Genomic DNA, 23,554 nt, shown 5'->3' with positions numbered 1-23,554 from the left:
CTTTTTTAATGTAATTTCTTTTGATAAGCAGACTCATTGTAGCCGACGATAATATCATCATTCCATTCGACAACAGGCCTTTTGATCAGCATATTGTCTTTGGTTAACCATTGTGCTTTTTCTCTTTCATTCAGAGCAAGGTCTTTGAGTTTTAGGGTTCGGTATGTGGCGCTCTTTGTGTTAAACAGCACATGAATGTCCGCGCATTTAAGCCAATCATCAATCTTTTTTTGTGTTGCAGGCGATTCGCGAAAATCTATAAAAATATAAGGTACCCCATGCGTTTGAAAGTATTTGACCGCTTTTTTTACGCTGCTGCAGTTTTTTATCCCATATACCTTTATCATTTTTACTCAATAATTGCCGGGACAATAAAGAAATCATTTTGACTTTGAGGTGCATGGGAAAGAATTTCATTTGCAATAGTATCTGATTTCCGGATACTGTCTTCTCTCATGGGTGTACCGCCCTCCAAAGTAGAAAAAGAAGCATCTAGCATTTGGGTATCAAGTTCGTTGAGATTATCTACATATGCAAGTATTTCTGTTAATTGTTTCATGATTTCTCCTTTTTTACGTTCATCCACCCGAAGATGGGAAAGTTTTTCCAATTTGTTTAAAACAGTACTATCTATACGCATAATTAAACCCCTCAACCTTTTTCTTATTATATATTAATTTAGTTTAAGATATAACTACAAAAGTTAAATGACAAATCAAAGGATAGAGATATGCTGCAGCAATTAGATATGAATTCGGAAGAATTTAAAGCAGAGCTTGAAAAAACAGAAAGATTTGCAGATAAAGTGTGTGAAAGTCGGGGGTGGTCGTATGGTCCTAATGCCGATGTTAATGAAGGCGTGATTATGGGATTGGCCAGACACAAGTTGCTTTACGGGAAAAGATTTTGCCCTTGCTATATGGTGGAAGAGGATGAAAGCAGACCCGGAAAATTTAAAAGTGCGGACGACAGGATATGTCCTTGCAAGCCTGCTATTGAAAAAGAAATCCCTCAAGAGGGCATTTGCCATTGTCAGATATTTTGTACTCCGGAGTATTTTGAGGCACATAAAAAATAGCTAAATTAGATATGAAATGTAATTATTTGAGATAGAGGGGAAATAGAAAAGGATGTTGCAAACAAGCAGTGTTAATTCTGAAGAGCTTGAAAGTCTTTTGAAATCCAGAGCACAAGGTGAGATTGATTTCATTTTGGTAGATGTAAGAGAGAAGGTAGAGTACGATATGGGGCATATCAAGGGAGTGGACATGCTTAGGCCGACATCTAATTTCTCCGGCTGGGCAGAAGCACTTCTTAATGAATCCAAAGACAAAACAGTTATTTTTACCTGCCGTACCGGCAGCAGAAGCGGACAGGTGCAAATGATTTTTAAGCACAATGGTCATCAGCATGCAGTCAACCATGCAGGCGGAATAGTCACTTACCGCGGCGAGATAGAAAAGTAAGCAATGAGTGTTGTTGATCTTTTTATGAAACTGCTTAGTTTCGAATCTGTTACGCCGGACGATGCAGGCTCTTTAGCGTTCATAGAAGCATACCTTCAGGGATATGAGGCGCATTATGCAAACAAAGAAGGGGTAAAAAACCTTTTTTTAACGAAAAAATTTTCAGAAGGACCCCATTTATGTTTTGCAGGGCATGTAGATGTGGTGCCTGCCGGCGAAGGGTGGGAAACAAACCCTTTTATTCCCGTCATTAAAGAAGGCAATATCTATGCCCGCGGGGCGCAGGATATGAAAAGCGGTGTGGCTGCATTTGTGCAGGCGGCCAAAGATACAGATGGCTTTAAAGGGCGGCTATCACTTTTGCTTACATCAGATGAGGAAGGGGATGCAAAATATGGCACAGTAGTCATGCTTGAGTATTTAAAACAAATTAATCTTCTTCCTGAATATTGTGTTGTTGCAGAGCCGACCTGTGAAACAGTTTTTGGAGATGCTATTAAGATCGGAAGAAGAGGATCTATTAATGGTGCTTTGGTATTGAAGGGAAAACAAGGGCACGCTGCCTATCCGGAAAAAGCAGTTAACCCCATTCACCAAATTAGTCAAGTATTAAACAAAATCGCAGGTGTTAATTTGGACAATGGCGATGAAGATTTTGCTCCAAGCAAGATAGTGATTACCGATATACGTTCAGGAATGGAGGTCACCAATGTATCTCCGGGAACATTAAAAATGATGTTTAACGTGCGAAATTCTACAAAAACAACACAAAAAGAGATGAGGTCATATATAGAAAATTGTTTTAAAGGGCTTGATTATGAGTTGACACTTGCGCAATCAGCATATCCTTTTGTAACAAGCAGGGATTCTCTTGTCGTAAAAAAACTTTTTGAAAGCATCTTGAGTGCAACAGGGATTAAAACAAAATTTTCCACAGCAGGCGGAACAAGCGATGCAAGATTTATTGCAGCATTTGATATTGATGTAGTTGAGTTCGGCGTAAAAAATGATACCATACATGCCCCTAATGAGAGAACCAGCATTAAAGAGATTGAGGGGCTTTATGAAGTGTTTAGACACATGATTGTTCATTTTGGCAGAGATTTGGCATGGAAACAAAAAACAATTAAGCAGCAAGAAGGTGAGAGATGAAAAAAATTATAATTTTAATGGGAATTTTTTGGAGCGGATTGTTTGGTACGGAATTGGTTTGGCAAAAAGATATTGATGCGGCATTTGAAATTGCACAAAAAGAACATAAAAATATTATGCTTATGGTGGAGAGCCAGAACTGTCGATGGTGTAAAAAGATGGAAGATGAGACCTTGGCTGATGAAAATGTACAGAAAAGATTGGCCTCTTATAGCCTTGTGAAAGTTTCCAGAGGAGAGGAAAGGATTATGGATCAATTGCCCATGATCCACGGTGTTCCTACTATTTTTTTTATGACCCCTGAGAAAAAAATATTGCAAAAAGTAGTGGGATATTTTAATGTCGAAGATTTTTTGGGTTATATTGATGACGCTGAGCGCATTCAATCTTCATCAATAAATTAAGACAGAGCGATAGTGTCTCATAAATGACACATATCAAATGATGAGTACATTAAAAATAAGAAAAATATATGATTTTTGGTCGCCCCCGTTTTAAAGAATACATGATGGCAAGGCTAGTCTCCTTGAGCATAATGATATTTCTAGTTTTTAGTATAGGTCTGTTTCTGGTGGGCAGAGATATGCAAACAATCGTTTTGGCAATACTGTTGCTGGCTTTGGCTTTTTCTTTTTTTGTTTTTTCCATTTACCGTGGAGCCAGACACATGGAAAAAGAGTTAAATACGATCAATAAATATTTGGAAAATATCGATAAAATCGATAAAATCGACTATAAAGCACATTTTTTTACCCAGGAATTTGAAGAACTCAATCAAAATTTGGCCAAAGCATTAAAAAAAGCACAAAAAAGAGAAGAGATCAAGCAGCAGTATAATGCAAAACTTAAATTAAAAAATAGACAGCGGGCCGATATGATTTCCGCTATTGCGCACGAATTTCGCAATCCGATAGCCTCTATTATGGGCTATGCCCAGACATTACAAGATGACCCGAATATTCCTAAGCCTCTGCAGGAAAAATTTCTAAGTAAAATTTACAATAATGGCAATAAAATAGAGAGTCTTTTGGGCCGTTTAATTTTATGGAATAAATTTGAAAGCAAGGAAACAAAGCTCCACAAAAGCAAATTTGATATTTTGGAGTTGGCGCAGGAGACCAGAATTTCCCTCCAAGAGAAATATAAAAACAGAGAGATTGTCGTGCAGGGAAAAAGCCGTATGGTTGAAGCAGACAGAACATTAATGGACGTTGTTTTAAAGAATCTTGTCGAAAATGCGCTCAAATATTCAAAAGATGAAGTGGTTATCATCGTAGATGCTCAGAGAATATCTGTAGCAGATAAAGGTGTGGGCATCGCACCTAAAGATATCGACAAGGTTACTAAAAAATTTTATCGCTCAGGCGTACACAATTGGGATAACTCTATGGGGCTTGGACTTTCTATCGTTAAAACGATATTGATGCTGCATTACACAAAATTAGAAATTGAAAGCGAACTGGGAAAAGGTTCTGTTTTTTCATTTGTCATGGTTTGAGATGCAAATGTTTTGATGATATTTATGAGTTTGATTGAAGACAAGTCTCTCTTACTGAACAATTTTCCACACTTTAGCCAAATTTTATTTCATAAAACTTCTTTTTTGGAAAAATCATTCAAAGTTAATACTTTATATAATAAAATTATCTTGTATTAATAATACTTATTTCTATAGTAATAGGTATTATGATGATAATTAATATCAAGGAGAAAGTATGAAACTGGGTTTTTTAGTTGACCTCAACCTTTGCATGGGCTGCAAAGGTTGTGAAATCGCTTGTAAGGTGGAAAATGAAGTGCCACTTAGCTCTTGGCGCCTACGCGTAAAATATATTGATATAGGGTCGTTTCCCAATACTTCAAGATCTTTTACGCCATTGCGCTGTAACCACTGCGAGAATGCTCCTTGTGAACGAATATGTCCTGTATCGGCATTGCATTATTTGGAAAATGGTATTGTTAATATTGACAGTGCCAGATGTATTGGCTGTGCAGGATGTATGATGGCATGTCCGTATGGGGCTATTTATATGGATCCAGAGTCCAACACAGCGGACAAGTGCACCTATTGTGCGCACAGAATAGAAAGCGGTATGATGCCGGCATGCGTGGTTGCTTGTCCGGTGGAGGCAAATATTTTTGGGGATGTGGAAGATGAGCATAGCCATATTTCACGCTATATCATGGAGCATCAAGGCGGAGTACAGGTGCGCAAACCAGAAAAACATACCAATCCTAAGCATTATTATGTAGGCGGCGGAACACAAACGCTTGATCCCCTTGCGCATCAGAGGCTTGAAGGATACGGATTGTTTAACAATGTGACACATCTTAAGCATAACGGTGATCCGCATCATGGCGTACTTGATAGATTTTTGGCGCCATTTGTGGGGCATGAGAAAATCGATAATAAAAGTTTTATGGACTTTAGCACCGATCAAACTACATCAAAAGAAGGAGGTCATTAATGGTTGAGAATACTATACATGCCACACAGGCAGTCGTAACATTGGATATTCCGCTTCCGGGAATTATTTGGGGGTGGATGATCACATTGAATATGTGGGCAAAAAGTATTGGAACAGGTGTTGTTATGGTAGGGGCTTATCTTTTGTATAAATATAAAAAAGAAGAGGTACCCAATCTTAGATGGATTATGCCTCTTATTTCATTTGTAGCATTGAATGTTTTTTTGTTATTTACTTTGGTGGATCTTCACCAGCCTTATAGAATGGTCAATATATTTTTGCATCCACACTGGACATCTGCAATTACTGTGGGTGCATGGATGGCATCACTTTTTACACTCTTGATGACGATTTTAATGGTTATCGGTGCTGCAGACGCTTTCCCTGGATTGGGCGGCAAAAAGTGTAAGATTGCGGCGTTGGCCAGAAACAATAGCGGTTTATATGAAAAGCTATTTCCTTTTGTAGTTTTTTTAGCAATTCCTGTAACTATGTATACAGCGATTATTATGGCAGAATCAAGCGCAAGAGAACTATGGCAGGCTCCTACAGAGATGACACAAATGTTGCTAGCGGCTTTAATGGGGGGATCAGCAGCGCTCATTTTATCGTCGGGTTCTTGGGATAAAGAAGTGAGAAAAGATTTGTCGCTGGTGCTGATGGTTGCCGTATTTGCAAGTTTTCTGATGTATATGGGCGAATACTTTTTCTCATTCAAATCTTCAGAGGCAGAAGCAACCTTGGCTTATGTGCATGCGGGGGGAGAGTTCAATGTTGAATTTTGGTTTGGTATGGTACTCGGGTTTATTGTCCCCTTTTTCTTGGCAGCAAGTACCATAAAAAGCGACAATGCAACGCTATTGAGATTTGCAGCTATTTTGACATTGGTCGGACTTTATCTTGCAAAAGATGTATGGCTGAAGATCCCACAAATGCTACCGTTGAGTTAATAAGGAGATACAGATGACAAAATCAATAAACAATAAACAGCCTGTTTTCGTAGAAAGCAGAAGAACTTTCCTTAAGGGTACGGCGTATTCTGTAGCAGGAGCAACACTTGCCGCAGGTGTTTTTAAAACCATAGCGGATACGCCGGTCGTAGCAGAGAGTAGATTTACGCCTACACCCCAAACACTTTCATTTTATCCGCCGCTCGAACAGTGGGATAGTTTTACGGAGCTTGATGGTCACGATTGGAAGAGGGGCGGCACACTTCGCAATGGTGTTGCCAACAGCGACAATCCAAATGGAATTAAAGCAACAGAATACATGCTTGTTCCTTTGATCTGTTCAAACTGCGAGGCTGCTTGCGGACTTACCGGATGGGTAGATATTGGAACCTATAAGCAAACCCAAGATCCAAAAGATCTTAAGGTGAGAAAATACATGGGGAATCCGTTGCACCCGGCAAGCCGTGGGCGCAACTGCGCCAAAGGGTATGCCGTACAATCGCAGATGTATGATCCTGACCGCATTCCGTTTCCGCTCAAAAGAGCACCGGGTTCTAAACGCGGTGAAGGCAAATGGGTGCGTACGACTTGGGATGAAGCAATGCAAACGATTGGTAAAAAGATGCATGACACGCTTAAAAGCGGGGATGAAATCTCTAAAAAATCGATTATGTATCATGTTGGGCGACCCAACGAGAGCGGATTTGGCCATAGAGTACTTTATTCTATGGGAGTGGACGGACACAATTCGCACAGTAATGTGTGCAGTGCAGGCACAAGACAGGGGTTGACGCATTGGACGGGGGACGACAGGCCTTCTCCGGATTGGGCAAACAGTAAACTGATTTTTTTACAATCATCACATGCTGCGGATGCAGGGCACTTTTTTCAGCAACACGCAGGATTTATCGCAGATGCGAGAAAAAAAGGCGCCAAATTGGTGGTTATGGATCCGCGTATGTCCAATGCTGCAGGAATGGCAGATTTGTGGGTGCCTATTTGGCCGGGGACAGAAGCAGCGCTTTATCTTTATTTGGTGAATCGTATCGTTAACGAAAAAGACCCTAAAACAGGCAAAGATTATATTGATCATGATTTTATGAAAAATTGGATCAACTGGGATGTTCTCATTCGGGATGAAGAGTATCTTACTTTTATGGTTTCGCAAGGCTATATTTCTAAGCTTCCTTTGGGGGGAAGCTATGAAGATTTTGTCAAGCTTCTTCAAGAGGTGTATGCTCCTTATACGCTTGAATTTGCGGCAAAAGAGTGCAAGGTTGATGCTGCAACTTTGTCAAAACTTTTTGATATGTTTATTGAGGGCGGAGATAAGGTGACAACCTACTTCTGGAGGGCCGGCACCATTGGCAATCGCGGAGGCTGGATGAATGTAAGAACGGGTGTGCTTGCATTGGCTCTGAGAGGCTGCATGAATGGAGATGTGGGGAATAACGGATGTTATGGCTTTCATGAAATTTTTGTCAATGCCAAAGGCGATGCAGCTACCGAAGCCGGTAAAAAACCTGAAAAAGTCGATGCGTGGAATGAGCTTTTGTTTCCGCCGGATTTTCCGTTAAGTACCAATGAGCCAAGTTATTTGCTGCCTCATATGCTTGCCGATGAGGAATGGCAAAAGAAATGGATCAGCAAAGGATTGAATGTTCCACAGAAGCTTGCAGTATATATTCCTAGAATGTATAATCCGGTATGGATCAATCCTGATGGATTTAGATGGATTGAGGTGCTTAAGCGGGAAGACAAAATGGAGCTCACATTCAATCTCTCGCCTACCTGGTCGGAAACAAACTGGTATTGTGATTATATTCTTCCTACCGGACTGGCAGGAGAAAGACACGATCAGCATTCGGAAGCAACAAAGCCGGCAAGGTGGTTGGGGTTTAGACAGCCTGTCCTTAGGGTAGCACTTGAAAAGATGGGATGGAAGCCCACTGACCCTGCCAGGGCAACCCTTGAAGCACACATGAAAGCCGGTCTTGGCGAAGTGTGGGAAGAGGTAGAGTTTTGGGCAAATATGTTTGTTCATTATGTTGATCCGGATGGAAGTCTGGGAGTGAAAAAACATTGGGCATCTAAAGAAGACCCAAGCAAGCCGGTTACTATTCCTGAATGGTATCAAGCAGCATTTGACCATGTGCATCATCTTAAGGCTGCAGCTTCAAAAGATCCAAAATATGCCAATAGCAAATACCCAAATTATGAGATGATGAGGGATATGGGGGCTTGGCTTGAAGAAGACAATATTTTCAAACCCCAAGAAAGAGAATTAAAAAATGAAAATGGTATTGTCGAATCAATGGAGATGCAATTTGATGCCAGTACGCTCAACGTAGAACCCAATGGTGTTGTCAAGGCAAAAATCGTAGGAAGCGACGAAGTGAAAGCTATGGGTCTTGTTATGGGAGACAAGGTCGTGGAAGGCTTCAAGTCCTCCAGCCGCAAAATGGAATTTTTTGCAAGCTGGATGAAGGATTGGAAATGGCCTGAGTATGCGATACCAATCTATCCTACCACTAAAGAGCAAAGAGAAAAAATGGTACATATTGTCAGCCAGATTCATCATGACCATATGCAAAAAGAGAATGATTTTGCACTTAATCCAATTTTTAGATTGCCGTATAATATTCATACGCGTTCGACGAACTCTAAGCATTTGATGGAAATTTCACAAAACCACAATCCGATCTGGATTGCCGCTAGTGACGCCAAACGGTTAAACATCAAGCGAGGGGATGCCATCAAAGTAACGATGACTGATACTGTTTCCGGGCTTGAAAGCGGATATTTTGTTGCTATGGCTGTACCTACAGAGGGTATCTTGCCGGGCACGCTTGCATGTTCACACCATGCAGGGCGGTGGAAGCTTCAAAATGCAGTCGAAATTCCTGGATTTAAAGAAAAATTGGGTGTTATGGGTCTGGGCGCACCGCTGCATGAGATGACTATGGATGATAAAGTCGGTACGCTTAAACCAAAAGAGGGAATTGATGCGGGACTTATGGAGCGAAAAAATACTTGGCAGTTCAAAGAGTATAACAGAGATGTAGACAATGTATGGTGGGATGGCCTGAGCGGCTCATGGCAAAATGCAGTGGCTCCGGCTCACCCTGATCCGATTTCGGGAGCACATGCATGGCATCATAAAGTTTCGATTGAGCCAGCAGGAAAAGAACATAAAATCGGTGATATTTATGTTAATTATGATAACAATATGAAAGTTTATCAAGCATGGAGAGATAAGCTTGCAAGACCGCTTGACAGTACCAATACAACCAGAAGACCCAAAGAGCTTAAAAGACCTGTCTGGGCGTTGACAGACAAAGCTTGGTCTGTTAATATTACAGATTAATTAAAGTTCATTTAAAATGATTCTATCTTATGAAAACTTCGCAATGACAGTTTGTTGTTGCGAATAAAGATCACAATTTTGTTCACAATGGTACTATAAGGAAAAAAATGAAGACAGAAGACATAGAAAATCGTATTGCCATATATGGCTTAAGCTCAAGACTCATGATCATGGAAGTTGATAAGACATTTTTAGAATCGATCCATAGTGATGAAGCGATTTTAGAGATGTTTCCAAACTATAGAGATTGGAGCAAACACAAAGAGTTGTCCATGGATGCACTAAAAGAGAAATATTATGATGTTGATTTTGCCAATCTTTTTTTAATGCATTTGGTACCCTATGAGAGCTTTTATACAAGAGAAGATCAAATGATAGAAAGCGGAGGAGACAATCCCGTGGTGTCACTCTATAACGCGCTTGATTTTAGAGCAGAACTTGACAGGGTAAGGGTCGTGAGCCCGGATCATATCGGAGTAGAGTTGGAGTTTATGCTGATGCTTTGCGTGGCTCTGAAAAAAGCCCATGACGCAGAGGATAGCGAGGGAATAAAGGAGATTCTGGAGATTCAAAAAGGATTTTTAAGAGATCATTTGCTTGAATGGGCCCCAATGTTTCTCATCAATATGAAAAAAGAGTCGCAGACGCCTCTGTATCATGATGGTGCTGAACTTGTTTTGGAATTTTTATTGAGTGATTATGAATATGTGACAAAAGAGCTTAACAGCTATTGCGAGAACTAATGCGTTTACATTTTGATGCAGGCTTATGTGTAAGAGCCAAAAGTAAATCTTCAAATTGTACCAAATGCGTTGATGTGTGCCCCTCAAGCATACAGATAGTAGACAATCTGCCAAGTTTTACACCCTCAACGGGCATACAGGCGGCTGCGTGTGTGGGAGTTTGTCCGACCGAAGCGTTTAGTCTCTCTGATTTTTCTGTCACAGAGTTTTTCTTTCGTTTTCTCGCATCAAAGGTAAGACTTATCTCTTCTGGCATTAATGTTCCCTGTATTTCCGTATTAAGCGTGGAACATCTTATTGCTCTGGCATTGGCGAGCGACGAAGCCATCTGTCTGGATTTAGCCGGCTATGAAAAAGGCAGCGCACTTTTGGGGCATATTAGAACAACGATAGAAGAGGCGAATTTTATACTTTCAAGTTTTTGCGACAAGCAGCTTGAAACGAATATTGTCGCCATCCCTATGGAAGCGCAAACGTTTATGCCAAAGCAAGAAGAGGCATCAAGACGTGATTTTTTGCGCAATGCTTCTCTAAAGGGTGCAATCAAACAAAAAAAAGCATTTGATGATGCGGTAAATGCCCGGATGCTGCAGCAGTTTGAGATAGACGGCGCTGTAATTGCCAAAATAAAAAACAAGCAGCTGCCCGATAAAAGAAAAATACTTTTTACAGCACTCAAAAGAACGAATGCACCAAAAGTTTTTGAGATATTGCCCCAAGAAGAAGTGAGTTTTGTATCCCAAAAACATATAAATGAAAATTGTACCAATTGTCAAATCTGCTATCGTGTTTGCCCTACAGGCGCTTTGAGTTCTGATAGCAAGTTTTCGCTTATACATTTTGATGCAATGCTTTGCGTCAAGTGCCATTTGTGCCATGATGTGTGTGAACCTGATGCCATAGGGCTTCAAAGCGGTTTTGAAATTAAAGAATTTTTTGAACCTTCCCAAAGAATCTTAGCTGCTTTTAATGTCAAACGATGCAATGAGTGCGGCAATTATTTTACTTATACAGGTGCGGGCAAAGAGCAGATTTGTCCGCGTTGCATGGTAGAAGAAGAGGAGGCGTTTTTTCTTCATCATAATGCCAAAAAAATGAGAGGAGAAGAATAGTTATGCAGCCCCATGAGATAAAACCCGATACAAAGCTTTGCACTATTTTGGGCCACAATGCCCAAACCGGCTATATACGAAAATATTTCAATAAAATCATGAAGCATTATGGTGTCAATGCAACCGCTATTGCGCTTAATATTACAGATGAACATTTTGATTTTACGATGTCTAATGTGGGTCAGTCAAAAGTCGACAGAATGATGATTGAACGAGAATTTCAAGCAAAATCTATAGACTATTGCGATAGTTTGGATGAGGTAAGCCGGAAAAAAGGCAGAATTGATTTTATTGAGATAGAGAATGGAACAATCAAAGGAGTTAGTCTGGATGATAAAGTGGAAGATCTTTTTGATAATCCATTATTCATAGACGATCAGATACGTTTTGTAGCTAAAATAATGCTTATAGCCAACAGATGGTATGATTGTCCTATAGAACCAAATGATATACCCTTGTTTATAGGAGAGAGATAATGAATGATATGGATGATTTTAGAAAAGAGTTTGAAGCATTTACGGATAAAAAATTTAATACTAAGCCGCTATTCTGTTCTGATGAAAGCTGCGAAATTGAAGAGGGAAATGATCTGAAGGATTATCCAAGCTATACTGAGGCATTGTATGCAAAGCTCGCATCTCCTTGTGTAAGCGGTATCTATTTGTCACGATGGGATATCAAAAATATCGCTCAGGCAGCGGGGGAATCTATGGCAATTCATCCAAGAAAAAGAATGTTTGAACTTTTGATGAAATTTGCGACGACCAAAGAGGATATGCAAAATGTTTTAGATGCTCTAAAAGAGCATATAGAAGAAAAAATTGCTATCTATGAAGAGCTGATGACTGATTTTCCTGCGAGTACCGGGGTGTTCAGGCCAAAGATCGAAAAAGCTCAAAAAACAATGAAACTTTTTCCTCAGATTATCGAAGAGTATTTTGAGTAAGCAATCCAATTAAACTAATTTGCGCTATAATCATTGCATTTATTGTAAAGGATTGTTGTGTCAAAAGTTACCAAAGAAAAAGCGCTGAAGTATCACAAAAAAGGCAAAATAGGCATAGAGCTTACAAAGCCTTGCGATACGCAATATGACCTTTCTTTGGCCTATACGCCCGGCGTGGCCTATCCTTGTCTTGAGATAGCAAAAGATAAAGCACTTTCGTTTGAATATACTAACCGTGCCAACCTGGTAGCTGTTGTTTCTGACGGAACAGCCGTGCTCGGTCTAGGAAATATCGGTCCGTTGGCTGCAAAACCTGTTATGGAAGGAAAATCGGTACTTTTTAAAAAATTTGCTAATGTTGATGCTTTTGATATCGAGCTGGATGTACATAGCGTAGAGGAGATTGTGGCTGTCTGCAAAGCGATTGCGCCGACATTCGGAGGGATCAATCTTGAAGATATCAGTGCTCCTAAGTGTTTTGAAATAGAAAAAGTACTCCAAGATGCACTTGATATTCCTGTTTTTCATGACGATCAGCATGGTACAGCCATTATTACTACCGCCGGATTGATAAATGTGTTGGAGTTGACAGGGAAAAAAGCCGAAGAGATAAAGGTGGTTGTTAACGGGGCGGGAGCAGCCGGAATTTCATGTGCAAAAATGTATCAAAGCCTAGGGGTAAAAAATATCATTATGTGCGACAGCAAAGGAGTGCTATCTGCAGAGAGAACAGATCTCAATAGCTACAAAGCGGCATTTGCCATACAAACAGATGCAAAAAACTTAGAGGATGCCATAGAAGGTGCGGATATGTTTTTGGGATTAAGCGCGGCAGGGGCCTTAACCAAAGAAATGGTTGCAAAAATGGCCCCGGATCCCATTGTCTTTGCCTTGGCAAATCCCATCCCTGAAATTTTCCCTGAAGAGATTAAAGCGATAAGAGAAGATGCAATTATTGGCACCGGACGTTCTGATTATCCAAATCAAATCAACAATGTATTGGGATTTCCTTTTATTTTTAGGGGAGCGTTGGATGTTGGAGCAAAAAAAATCACAGAAGGCATGAAAATGGCAGCAGCCAAAGCCTTGGCTGATTTAGCCAAAGAGACGGTGCCCGATTATGTGAAAACAGCTTATTGTAATCAGCATATAGCCTATGGGAAAGAGTATATTATTCCGCTTCCCTTTCATAAGGAAATATTGATTTGGGTTTCCTCTGCTGTAGCCAAAGCCGCTTTTGAAGAGGGAGTGGCGAGAATAAAAGACTATGATCATGAAGCATATCGAAAAGAGTTGGAATGTCTTATCTATGGATTTTCCGACGAGAAAGTGCTGCAGTAGATGAATTTAAGGTCTTATCTTCTTCTTGGTGAACTGCTTAAGAGGCATCCGGCGACACATAAGGAAAATCGAGCATTTGGCTTAGAGCATCCTTCGGAGGAAAATAGGCCGATAAGACAACTTTTTCTTTGGATGGAAAAGCATATTTCTGTTTTAAAGCAACCTTATGTTGGCGATCTGTTCTCCTCTTATGTTTATACGGTAACCCTTATATTATGTATCTTGGTTTTTATCATAGGTTTTTTTTCAGGAATTGGGTTGCTTAGCTATAGCGGACAGGAGCCTGTCAATATTATTTATTTTTTAGCAATGGTTGTCTTTGTACCGTTGCTTACGATGGCATTGGCATTTTTGTCTATGATCAGAGCGCACAAATCGCAAAATTTATTGGTGCATATATCGCCGGCATTTTGGATGGAAAAGATATTTGAGCGGTTGTCTTACGCTAAACGGAACGATATACAAAAATTTAAAATAGATCCGCTGGTGGGCAATTGGCTTGTTATTGAGCGTTCTCAGTTGCTTGCATGGGTTTTTTCGTGGGGGTTGGTGGCTGCACTTTTGGGGGCGGTGATTGCAAAAGATATAGCTTTTGCATGGAGTACAACACTTAAAGTTTCTCCTGAAGAATTTTATAATTTTGTAAATATGATCGCTTTTGCATGGAGAGATTTTGTTCCCGGGGCAGTTCCGTCTTTAGAATTAATAGAGCAAAGCCGATATTTTAGACTGGGTGAGAAAGTGGATGCTCAGATGATACGCCATGCTTCTATGTTGGGAGAGTGGTGGAAATTTTTATTGTGTGCTGCGCTTTTTTATGCGATCATTTTAAGATTTGGAATGATCTTATTGGCCAAAATAGGTCTTAAGAGAGCACTGAAGAGATCAATACTGAGTCAAAAGAGTGCAGTTCAATTGTTGCGTGAAATAAATGAGCCGCTGATAGCAAGCTCCACTGATGACATAGAGAGTTCTTTGGTAAAAACAACTCGAGGGCATCTTCAGGAGATAAAAAAAATGAATACATCTTATGACGGTATGCTTGGCTGGTCGTATTCTAAAGAAGAAATAGCGGTCTTAGGCGATGCGATAGGAATTGTAGCTTCATTCATACTCTCCGTAGGCGGAAACAACAGTTTAGAAGATGATGCCTATGCCGTAAGCCAATCTCATGGGGAGATGCTTTTGTGCATTAAGGCCTGGGAACCTCCGACGATGGATTTTATAGATTTTGTGCAAGCTTTGAGTAAACAAGCCGATAAAATCATAGTTGTTCCTTTGGGCACGCCTCAAGAAGCATATCGGCCGCAGTCAAATGCAGTTCAAGTATGGGCAAGAAAGCTTGCTTTGTTGCAAGATGATAAAATATGGTTTAAAATATGAACTTCTCTCATCCAAAATTTGCCGTTGTAGGGCACCCAAATAAAGGCAAAAGCAGTATCGTTGCTTCTTTGGCGCTCGATGACAGTGTACAGATTTCAGATACTCCCGGAACCACGGTTAAAAAACGCAGCTTTCCTCTTGTGGTAGACGGAAAGATACTGTATGAACTGTATGATACTCCCGGTTTTCAAAGAGCAAGACATGTGCTTGAGTGGCTTAAAAAACATGACGTATCTGCGGACAAAAAACAAGAGGTGGTGCAGGCTTTTATGCATGCGCACCAAAAGGATGAGCGTTTCAGGGACGAAATAGAGCTGCTTGAACCCATTATGGAAGAAGCGGGGATTATTTATGTGGTGGATGGTTCTAAGCCCTATAGCCAAGAATATGAAGCTGAAATGGAGATACTTCGCTGGACGGGCCAGCCCTCTATGGCGCTAATCAATCTTATAGATCAAACCGATTATGTGCAAGAATGGAAGAGGGCGCTGGAGCAATATTTTAAGATGGTTAGAGTGTTCAACCCAATGACAGCAACTTTTAAAAAGCATTTGCAGCTTTTAGAAAGCATGGCTCAGCTCAAAGAAGAGTGGATAACTCCGATGAAGATCTCTATTAAATATTTTGAGCAATACCATGAGCAGATGCTTCGTCTGACCGCAGAGACAATAACACAGCTCATAGCAGAGTCTCTTGCTCATGCAGAGCGCCTCAATCTAAAAGATAAAGAAGCTACCGTCACAGAAGAAAAAAAAGTTGAAGAAATGTATAAAAAAACATTACGGGATCTAGAATATAAATCTCAAAAAAATATAGAAAAGATATGGCATCATGGGCATCTTCAAAAAGAAGAGAAAGGTTTGACGTTTGAAAATATGGATCTTTTTTCTAAGCAAAGCGCCTCGATATTCGGCCTGACACAAAAAGAGCTTATTGTTACGGGAGCAACAGGAGGAGCCATTACCGGAGCAGGGATAGATTTGTTGTTTGCAGGACATACACTTCTTTTGGGAGGTGCTATTGGGGCGGTTGTCGGCGGGGCTAGTGCTTTTTTTGGATTCGAAAAGCTTGCCAAGATAAATCTTTTAGGGCAAAAGCTGGGACAAAAATATCTCCAAATCGGTCCTATGGAAAATCAAAATTTTCCTTTCATCCTTTTGGGGCGCGCTTTGTACCATGCGCAAACAGTTGCTTCCGTATCTCATGCAAGAAGAGAAAAACTAAAACTTGAAATGAATGAAGCATTTAAAAACCAATGGCTGGACGAACGTAAACGAAAATCTTTATACCGCTACCATAAAAAATTTCAAAGCGAAGCAAAAATAGATGCGGAGGATATAAAAACATATGAAAAAATAATTTTTGAAATCTTAAAAAAATGCATCAATGTATAATTAAAATATTTTTTCTATCCCCATTAAAACAACCGCAGACAAAAGCCCTCCGGCAACGCCCGCAAGTATATCATCGCCCATAACGCCAAGCCCTCCCTTAAGTTCTCTGTCAATCCACCCTATCGTCGAAGGTTTCCAGATGTCAAAAAGACGAAATGCCCCAAAACTTAAAACAATTGCCATTATGTGTATGTAGGGATAATGCATTGTAACAGCTGTTGAGTGGGCTATCATAAGGGAGATCCACATGCCTGCAGCCTCATCTATAACAATCTCTTGCTGATCATGGATGCCAGTATATTTTTCGTATTTATTGATCTCCACAATACCTATGATTATTATTGCCAAGGTCAGCATAAAAAGTGTTTCCATTCCCAAATAATACAAAACGCCAACACCCACGGGGAGAGAGGCGAGCGTACCTACCGTTCCGGGAGCTTTTGGACTAAGTCCTGCACCAAAAAAAGTTAAAAAAAGTTTTTGCAGATTCATAGCCATCCTTTTTATGTCAACGATGAGGTTTGATAAAGTTTTATAAGCTTAAGATAAAATTGTTCTTCATTTTGCTGTTCAAGCAGTCCTGATCCTGGCATTAAAGAGTAGTGCATTTCTTGCAGATTATCAAATCTGTTAGGAAAAAGCGAAGCAAGGATATTGGCTGATACCTCTTTTCTTACCAAAATGGTAGGGGGCACAAGGCCGCTCTGCATGAGTTTTAAAATAGAATCCGAATGATAATGAACGTGGTGATGCTGCCCATGCGGACATGTTCGTGTGCTTACCAGTGTTCTGCAAGTATCGCAATAAACATATTCATCAATCGTTTTGATTTGAATACCGATATTCTTGCACTCATCAAATATGGAAGCCAGCCGGTTTTGGTCATAGTAAAGCCCCAAGCCCCCATGATTTTTGCCTATAACAAGCTGGGTGCAGCCGTAATTTTTTGCCAAAAGTGCATCAAGGATGAGTTCATTGTAGCCTGCAAAAATATAAGTGTTTTCAAAGGGAACAATTATGACTTTATTTCTGGGTAAGAAATTATCAACAAAAGTCATGAGTGCTTTGTGCCGTATGTCGTAACGCAATCCCGCCGAGGTAAAAGGCTTTCGCAAAAAAATCACAAGCAGATCGCTTTCGTCAATGGCTTGACGGATTATTTTTTCATGCGCTCTGTTAAGCGGGTTGGCTGCAAGGAGCATGGATGAAATCACCTTCGCGCCGGTTTTGGTAATCATCTGCTGAATTCGCTTGATATTGTCATCGATTAAAGGATATTCAACAGTATATTCTCCGGAAACAGCGATCTCTCCAAGTCTTGATATTGTGTTTTTGACTCCGGGATGATGGGTGTCAGCAGTCCCGTAAATATTGTGTACGCGCTCTATGGGATCGATACGAAAAGTATCCTCCACTATAAGCTCACCCACTTTTTTATTTTCAGAGATAAGGTCGACCAGATCACCTTTTTTTAGATTTTCCAATGTTTTATAATTGCGTTTACCTTTAGGGGCGAGCAAAAAAGCAAAAGGAAACGGCACACCTTTGTACATTTTAGTTCTGTCTACTTCTTTGGCCTCTTTTTCATTCATAAGCTTATCCACGGGAGAAATAAGCCCGGCCTTTACAAGCGCCAATGTAGAAAGTGCTTCTGTGTCGATATAGAGTGAATTTTGATTTTTATTTCTTTTTGAAGAGTCCATATTTTTTCCTTTTTTCCCACAAACTTTTTCTTGATATGCCTAATTTTTTAGAGAGTTCCGTATCGGGAAATTTGTATTGAAAACTATTAACGATAAACTTTACATAATCATCAATGGCCAGTATCTCGTTTTGATCATAGAGTTTACTTTCTGTATTGAGCGTAATGGTTTCAAAATCAGTCTCGATTTCGATTGTACTGCACAAGATGAAATCATAATTTTTCAGTATTTCAAACAGTTGCTCTCTGTCTGTTTTTTTGAGAGTCTGTATTTCTGTGATATAGAGCAATGATTTGGTGCTGCTTTTGGTTATTTTCTCTCTCCAGTTTTCATTACTCAGGGGGATAAAGGTTAAAAGCAGATCTTTTTTGTGCGCATAATCAAAAACGATTTTATCTACAAGTCTTTGATAGTTGGTCTGGATAACAAGCGGTGTATTGATTTTCTCTGTGTCAAAATCTGTTTCAATTTCTTGAAGCAGATTTTGCATATACTCCTGATAAAGAAGAGTATTTTTTTTAAGTTCCTGATACTCTTTGTAGTGATCAATTTTTCGCAACAACTCTTCTATCATGAAAGGTTTGACAATATAGTCTTTTGCTCCAAGCTTAAGGGGCTCGCTTACGGTATCATTGTTGATGTAGTTGACCATCAAGATAATAATCTTGTCTTTAAACTCTTTGATGAGCGGCAGTATGTTTTGCCCGGGCAGGTTTGTAGAAAGAAGATAGACATCTCCTTTGCTTTGCATGGCTTCTTTGATGGAACTGTAAATTTCTGTTTCAAATCTGTGTTCACTGAGTTTGGATGCGATGCTTTGCGCAAGATAGAGTTCGTTTTCTATAATAATAATTTTCATAGTGCTTTCCAATTAAAGTAGGTTAAGTTTGCTACGGCATAGACGGCAACACCCTCTTTCCGTCCGACAAAACCAAGCTTTTCTGCTGTTGTTGCTTTGATATTGACCAAATGTTGTCCAATGCCAAGAAGAGAAGCAAGAGATTGGCGCATGAGCGATTTGTAGGACATGAGTTTGGGGGTTTCTGCCATAATGGTCAAATCCACATTACCCAATACATAACCAAAAGAGGTGAGCCTTCTAACGGTATCACGCAAAAGCACTTTAGAGTCAGCCCCCCTATAGGCTTCATCAGTATCGGGATAAAGTTCACCAATATCCCCCATTCCTGCTGCGCCAAGCAGTGCGTCGATAAGCGCATGGATGGCAACATCTCCATCGCTGTGCGCCTTAAATCCATACTCTGTATCTATCTGTACACCGCATAAAAACATTGTTTTTCCTGATTCGAAGGGATGGATATCCACGCCAAATCCTGTAAGCGTTTTAGGGGAAGGCGCTTTGAGGCAGGAGAGTTTTGTAAGATCTTCAATGGTAGTGAGCTTGTGTGCCATTGCCGATCCTGCAACAAAAGCAACGCTCTCCCCCAGATCAGCAATGGCTGAACTTTCATCTGTAAATGATTTTACGGTATTGAGTGCTTTTTTGAGTATCCGCGCAATGCTAAGCTGGGGTGTTTGGATGATCTTTGCTTTTTCTCTATCGATGGGTGTGCCTTCGAGATAAAGTGTATCGACCACATTGAGCACAGGCACGATGCATGAAGCTTTTGTTTTTGCATCCAAAATGCGTTGAATGGTTTCTTTGTCGATACAGCAGCGTGCAATATCGCTTACAAGCACGTATTCTGAATCTACGTACTCCATTGCATGGGTTAAAGAGGCCTGCCTTGAGTCTCCGCCCTCTACGTATATAAAGTTTGCAAAATTTTGCATAAAATCAATTTCTTCCTTTGAGGAAACGATGATAATCTTTTTAAAAGCTGCAACAGAAGCAAATGTTTGAGCTACATGCAGCCACAAAGGCATATCGCCGCTATAAAGCCATTGCTTTTTAACATCGGCCTTAAATCTTGTTGAGCTGCCTGCCCCTAATAGTATTAATGTTGTATCAGACACGCATATTCCTGTTTTATGTATCAAATTGTAACGTATTATACTCAGCCATTGCTTGATTATATCTGTATAAATAAGATAAATTTTATCTTATTTGCTTTTAGATACCCATATTTTAAATAAAATTTAAGATTGGCTTGGTATAACTCGTATGTAAACCACTATTTAGGATTAAAATTATGAGAGCGGAATGGTTAAAGAAACGTGAAAATGACCCTGTAAGAACTCAGATGTATTACGCTAAACAAGGTATTGTCACCGAAGAGATGGAGTATGTTGCTCAAGTGGAGAAAATAGATCCGCAGTTACTTCGGAGCGAGATCGCAAGAGGAAGATGCATTATTCCCGCAAATGTAAACCACAAGCATCAAATACCCATGGCTATAGGAATGGTTGCCAATTGTAAGATTAATGCCAATATCGGCTCTTCAGCGTTGGCATCAGACGTTGCGGGCGAGGTAGAGAAGGTTGATGTGTGTCTTAAGTACGGCGCAGATACAATTATGGATTTGAGTACGGGCGGGGATCTGGATAAGATTCGTGAAGCCGTTATAGCTCACTCCAGTGTGCCGATCGGAACAGTGCCGATGTATCAAATTCTTCATGATGTCAATGATCATATTGAAAAACTTGATATTGAGACGATGCTTAAAGTTCTCGAGAAGCAGGCGCAACAAGGTGTAAGCTATTTTACAATACATGCAGGCTTTTTGCTTAGATTTATGCCGCATGTTGCCAAAAGAAAAATGGGGATTGTAAGCCGAGGCGGTTCGCTTATGGCGGCATGGATGATGCATTATCACAAAGAGAATCCTTTTTATGATGCTTTTGATGATATTTTAGAGATTTGCCGCAAATATGATGTGGCTCTTTCGCTCGGAGACAGCCTTAGACCCGGATGTTTGTATGATGCGAGCGATGATGCGCAGCTTAGCGAGCTGAAAGTGCTTGGAGAGCTTACGCTTCGGGCATGGGAAAAAGATGTCCAGGTGATGATAGAAGGGCCCGGGCATGTTCCGCTCAATCAGATTGAAAGAAATATGAAGATAGAACGCGAATACTGCCATGAAGCGCCTTTTTATATCTTGGGACCGTTGGTTACGGATATTGCCGCAGGCTATGATCATATCAGTTCGGCCATAGGCGCAGCGGTAGGAGGATGGCATGGAGCTAGTATGCTTTGCTATGTAACGCCAAAAGAGCATCTAGGGCTTCCAAATGCTGCTGATGTGCGTGAAGGGATCATCGCATACAAGATAGCCGCCCATGCTGCGGACATTGCCAGAGGTCGTCCTGATGCAAGAAAGGTAGATGATGAGATGAGTGATGCGCGTTATGGTTTTGATTGGAATAAACAGTTTGAGTTAGCACTTGATCCCGATCGCGCCAAAGAGTATCATGATGAAACCCTGCCGCAGGATGTTTTCAAAGAGGCTGAATTCTGTTCAATGTGCGGTCCTAAGTTTTGTTCTTATAAAATTACGCAAAATATTGTTCAGCAGCACGGTGAAGCGATGGCTGATGAGGCAAAAATGAGTATTTCCCACTAGGGATACACCCAATAGGCTACACATATGCTAACGCGGTGCTCATCTTTAGGATGAGTTCATGCGACTTGTCGCACTGAAACTTATAGATCAAACTATAGTAATAAATCAAATTAAAATAGGAGTTTAAATGACAAACGAAATAGTACTAGAAGCGCTTAAAAAGGTAACGTATCCGGGATTTACCAAAGATATTGTTGCTTTTGGGTTTGTAAAGGATGTTGCTATTGAGGGTGCAAATATCAGTTTAACCGTAGAGATCACTTCTTCTGCTGAAGAGGTTAAGCAGCAAATTGTTCAAGAAGCAACCACAGAGTTAAAAAAACTTGGTTTTTCAGATATTGCAGTAAATATAAAAGCCCCTGAAGCCCCTAGGCAGATGAGCAACTCTATGAGCGGTAAAAATATTGCTCCGCATGTAAAAAACTTTGTGATGGTTAGTTCGGGTAAGGGAGGCGTTGGAAAGTCAACCACTTCGGTTAACCTTGCCATAGCTATGGCGATGCAAGGCAAAAAAGTAGGGCTTTTGGATGCGGATATCTATGGGCCCAATATCCCGCGGATGATGGGTGTAGCAGATCAGAGACCTGAAATTCAAGGAAACAAAGTGCTTCCTCTTAAAGCTTATGGTGTTGAGATTATGTCTATGGGTTCGCTTATGGAGCCGGGACAGTCGCTTATCTGGAGAGGCGCAATGATCATGAAAGCGATTGAGCAATTCCTCAGAGACATTCTCTGGTCAGAACTTGACGTGCTGGTGATCGATATGCCTCCTGGAACAGGTGACGCGCAGCTTACATTGGCTCAATCCGTGCCGGTCACTGCAGGTATTACAGTCACTACACCGCAAGAAGTAAGCTTGGATGACAGCAGAAGATCGCTTGATATGTTCCAAAAACTTCATATCCCAACAGCGGGTATTATTGAAAACATGAGCGGTTTTATCTGTCCTTCATGCGAAACAGAATCAGATATCTTCGGTATGGGAACGACAGAACCTGTTGCGCGCGAATATGATACAGAACTTATTGCCCGTATTCCTATTGAGCCGGCGGTTCGAATCGGCGGAGATACAGGTATGCCTGTGGTTTATCATAAACCGGACAGCGAAACAGCTAAGCGCTACCAAGAGGCTGCAAGCAAGCTGCTTGCTTTCATTGATAAGGTCAACGCTCAAGGCGGCGTAAACAATGAAGCTATCCAGCCTACAACACCTGCGGGGGTAAGTGCATGCAGTACGCAAGCTGCTCCTAAACAGGAAACTTCCGGCGGAGGCTGCTCAACCGGATGCGGATGCAGCTAATTGGATACCCAAGAGAGCAAATCCTTCCGGGTTTTGCTCTCTTTAAACCAAAAGGGCAGCAGTTTAAGCAATAAATTGTTTTTGACAATATCAAATCATATTTCCATCTCCAATCCTTTTTACTTTATTTCTGTTATAATTTTAAAAAAGAAGGATACTCCTATGACAAATGCCGAAAAACTTCAAAATCTTTTAGAGCTAGAGATTATCCCTGATTTGGAAGCAGCGATCGATGAGCTGTTCGAAGAGATAGATAAAGCCAAAAATGCTACCAAAGAGCAAAAAGAAGATCTGGAAGAACTGAGAGAGATGCGCACAGAGTGTTTTGCTATCGTGGAAGAGCTTAAGCGTGACGAACTTGAAGCAGAAGAAATTGATGAGCTTTTGACCGAACTTATGGAGATGAAAACAGAAGAGTAAACCAGTAGGCATGGTTTAAAATTCAATTTCGTTAATTTTTCGTTAATTTTCTATTGACTTTTACACAAAGAAAGCGTTATACTTAGCAATAATAAATTAAAAAAACAAGGAAAAGACAATGAAAAAGATTACAGTTTCAATCGTAGCAGCATTGGCAATGAATGCATTTGCATTCGCAGGTGGAGATATCGCTCCGGTAGAACCGGAAGTAACAGTACCCGAAGTAGTAGAAGCAGCTCCGTTCCCTGGCGCATTCTATGTAGGTTTGGGGTATTCTTATATGAA

Annotated in this window: 24 protein-coding genes; 18 read left to right on the top strand and 6 right to left on the bottom strand. The window is 40.5% G+C overall.

From position 1 onward, the window contains the following. Positions 1 to 5: 5 nt before the first annotated feature. Together CFH81_05035 and CFH81_05030 are read right to left on the bottom strand one after the other, a co-directional pair. On the bottom strand, positions 6 to 347 hold the full coding sequence (locus CFH81_05035) for an arsenate reductase family protein (protein DAB39600.1): 342 nt from the start codon (positions 345 to 347) through the stop codon (positions 6 to 8). A 2-nt stretch (positions 348 to 349) separates the two neighbouring features. After that, positions 350 to 640, bottom strand: a complete 291-nt coding sequence (locus tag CFH81_05030) for an Asp-tRNA(Asn)/Glu-tRNA(Gln) amidotransferase GatCAB subunit C (protein ID DAB39599.1) — start codon at positions 638 to 640, stop codon at positions 350 to 352. 93 nt (positions 641 to 733) lie between these two features. On the opposite strand from CFH81_05030, the gene CFH81_05025 reads away from it, so the two are divergent. The 15 genes from CFH81_05025 to CFH81_04955 all read left to right on the top strand — a co-directional run bounded on the left by CFH81_05025 (position 734) and on the right by CFH81_04955 (position 16,322). Further along, complete coding sequence (locus tag CFH81_05025) at positions 734 to 1,078, top strand: ferredoxin-thioredoxin reductase (protein ID DAB40426.1); 345 nt, start codon at positions 734 to 736, stop codon at positions 1,076 to 1,078. Positions 1,079 to 1,130: 52 nt separating this feature from the next. Continuing rightward, positions 1,131 to 1,466: a sulfurtransferase gene (locus CFH81_05020; GenBank protein ID DAB39598.1), complete on the top strand. Its 336-nt coding sequence runs from the start codon at positions 1,131 to 1,133 to the stop codon at positions 1,464 to 1,466. Positions 1,467 to 1,469: 3 nt separating this feature from the next. Further along, a complete protein-coding gene (dapE, locus tag CFH81_05015; GenBank protein ID DAB39597.1) occupies positions 1,470 to 2,618 on the top strand; it encodes a succinyl-diaminopimelate desuccinylase in 1,149 nt (382 codons plus the stop codon). Continuing rightward, positions 2,615 to 3,022, top strand: a complete 408-nt coding sequence (locus CFH81_05010; GenBank protein ID DAB39596.1) for a thioredoxin family protein — start codon at positions 2,615 to 2,617, stop codon at positions 3,020 to 3,022. The genes dapE and CFH81_05010 overlap by 4 nt, the downstream gene beginning before the upstream one ends. A gap of 68 nt (positions 3,023 to 3,090) precedes the next feature. After that, the gene (locus tag CFH81_05005) at positions 3,091 to 4,116 is read left to right on the top strand and encodes a two-component sensor histidine kinase (protein ID DAB39595.1); all 1,026 of its coding nucleotides are present in this window, start codon (positions 3,091 to 3,093) and stop codon (positions 4,114 to 4,116) included. A gap of 217 nt (positions 4,117 to 4,333) precedes the next feature. Then, the gene (locus CFH81_05000; GenBank protein ID DAB39594.1) at positions 4,334 to 5,086 is read left to right on the top strand and encodes a 4Fe-4S ferredoxin; all 753 of its coding nucleotides are present in this window, start codon (positions 4,334 to 4,336) and stop codon (positions 5,084 to 5,086) included. Continuing rightward, complete coding sequence (locus CFH81_04995) at positions 5,086 to 6,036, top strand: polysulfide reductase (GenBank protein DAB39593.1); 951 nt, start codon at positions 5,086 to 5,088, stop codon at positions 6,034 to 6,036. Before CFH81_05000 ends, CFH81_04995 begins: the two co-directional genes overlap by 1 nt. Before the next feature lie 13 nt (positions 6,037 to 6,049). After that, entirely contained in the window at positions 6,050 to 9,403 is a 3,354-nt protein-coding gene (locus tag CFH81_04990; GenBank protein ID DAB39592.1) for a twin-arginine translocation pathway signal protein, read from the top strand. A 107-nt stretch (positions 9,404 to 9,510) separates the two neighbouring features. Next, a complete protein-coding gene (locus tag CFH81_04985) occupies positions 9,511 to 10,146 on the top strand; it encodes a dehydrogenase (protein ID DAB39591.1) in 636 nt (211 codons plus the stop codon). After that, positions 10,146 to 11,258: a ferredoxin gene (locus tag CFH81_04980; protein ID DAB39590.1), complete on the top strand. Its 1,113-nt coding sequence runs from the start codon at positions 10,146 to 10,148 to the stop codon at positions 11,256 to 11,258. The genes CFH81_04985 and CFH81_04980 overlap by 1 nt, the downstream gene beginning before the upstream one ends. 2 nt (positions 11,259 to 11,260) lie before the next feature. Further along, the gene (locus tag CFH81_04975) at positions 11,261 to 11,734 is read left to right on the top strand and encodes a hypothetical protein (GenBank protein DAB39589.1); all 474 of its coding nucleotides are present in this window, start codon (positions 11,261 to 11,263) and stop codon (positions 11,732 to 11,734) included. Beyond that, the gene (locus CFH81_04970) at positions 11,734 to 12,204 is read left to right on the top strand and encodes a hypothetical protein (protein DAB39588.1); all 471 of its coding nucleotides are present in this window, start codon (positions 11,734 to 11,736) and stop codon (positions 12,202 to 12,204) included. The genes CFH81_04975 and CFH81_04970 overlap by 1 nt, the downstream gene beginning before the upstream one ends. Before the next feature lie 57 nt (positions 12,205 to 12,261). Further along, positions 12,262 to 13,545, top strand: a complete 1,284-nt coding sequence (locus tag CFH81_04965) for a malate dehydrogenase (protein DAB39587.1) — start codon at positions 12,262 to 12,264, stop codon at positions 13,543 to 13,545. After that, positions 13,546 to 14,928 (top strand): hypothetical protein, encoded by a 1,383-nt coding sequence (locus CFH81_04960; GenBank protein DAB39586.1) that lies wholly within the window; start codon positions 13,546 to 13,548, stop codon positions 14,926 to 14,928. It begins immediately after the preceding gene. After that, positions 14,925 to 16,322, top strand: coding sequence for a GTP-binding protein (locus CFH81_04955; protein ID DAB39585.1), 1,398 nt, complete (start codon positions 14,925 to 14,927; stop codon positions 16,320 to 16,322). Before CFH81_04960 ends, CFH81_04955 begins: the two co-directional genes overlap by 4 nt. Here CFH81_04955 and CFH81_04950 read toward each other — a convergent pair whose 3' ends face one another. From CFH81_04950 to CFH81_04935, 4 genes are read right to left on the bottom strand one after another with little or no spacing between them, the layout of a single operon-like run. Beyond that, entirely contained in the window at positions 16,323 to 16,814 is a 492-nt protein-coding gene (locus CFH81_04950) for a phosphatidylglycerophosphatase A (protein DAB39584.1), read from the bottom strand. 11 nt (positions 16,815 to 16,825) lie between these two features. Further along, complete coding sequence (locus CFH81_04945; GenBank protein DAB39583.1) at positions 16,826 to 18,025, bottom strand: sulfate adenylyltransferase; 1,200 nt, start codon at positions 18,023 to 18,025, stop codon at positions 16,826 to 16,828. Further along, complete coding sequence (locus tag CFH81_04940; protein ID DAB39582.1) at positions 18,003 to 18,884, bottom strand: hypothetical protein; 882 nt, start codon at positions 18,882 to 18,884, stop codon at positions 18,003 to 18,005. The genes CFH81_04945 and CFH81_04940 overlap by 23 nt, the downstream gene beginning before the upstream one ends. Beyond that, positions 18,881 to 20,002: a bifunctional 2-C-methyl-D-erythritol 4-phosphate cytidylyltransferase/2-C-methyl-D-erythritol 2,4-cyclodiphosphate synthase gene (locus CFH81_04935; protein DAB39581.1), complete on the bottom strand. Its 1,122-nt coding sequence runs from the start codon at positions 20,000 to 20,002 to the stop codon at positions 18,881 to 18,883. The genes CFH81_04940 and CFH81_04935 overlap by 4 nt, the downstream gene beginning before the upstream one ends. Before the next feature lie 176 nt (positions 20,003 to 20,178). Between CFH81_04935 and CFH81_04930 the strand changes: the two genes are divergently transcribed. The 3 genes from CFH81_04930 (at position 20,179) to CFH81_04920 (ending at position 23,269) form a co-directional block, all read left to right on the top strand. Next, positions 20,179 to 21,549: a phosphomethylpyrimidine synthase gene (locus tag CFH81_04930; GenBank protein ID DAB39580.1), complete on the top strand. Its 1,371-nt coding sequence runs from the start codon at positions 20,179 to 20,181 to the stop codon at positions 21,547 to 21,549. A 127-nt stretch (positions 21,550 to 21,676) separates the two neighbouring features. Next, positions 21,677 to 22,849, top strand: coding sequence for a sodium:proton antiporter (locus CFH81_04925; GenBank protein DAB39579.1), 1,173 nt, complete (start codon positions 21,677 to 21,679; stop codon positions 22,847 to 22,849). A gap of 162 nt (positions 22,850 to 23,011) precedes the next feature. Next, positions 23,012 to 23,269 carry a hypothetical protein gene (locus tag CFH81_04920; GenBank protein ID DAB39578.1) on the top strand — a complete coding sequence of 86 codons (258 nt, stop codon included), beginning with the start codon at positions 23,012 to 23,014 and terminating at the stop codon, positions 23,267 to 23,269. Positions 23,270 to 23,554: the final 285 nt, after the last annotated feature.

The organism is Sulfurovum sp. UBA12169, from assembly GCA_002742845.1.
In the GTDB taxonomy this organism is placed as follows: domain Bacteria; phylum Campylobacterota; class Campylobacteria; order Campylobacterales; family Sulfurovaceae; genus Sulfurovum.
The sequence above is the reverse complement of the archived record's forward strand: the minus strand, read 5'-3'. Positions and strand labels throughout refer to the sequence as shown.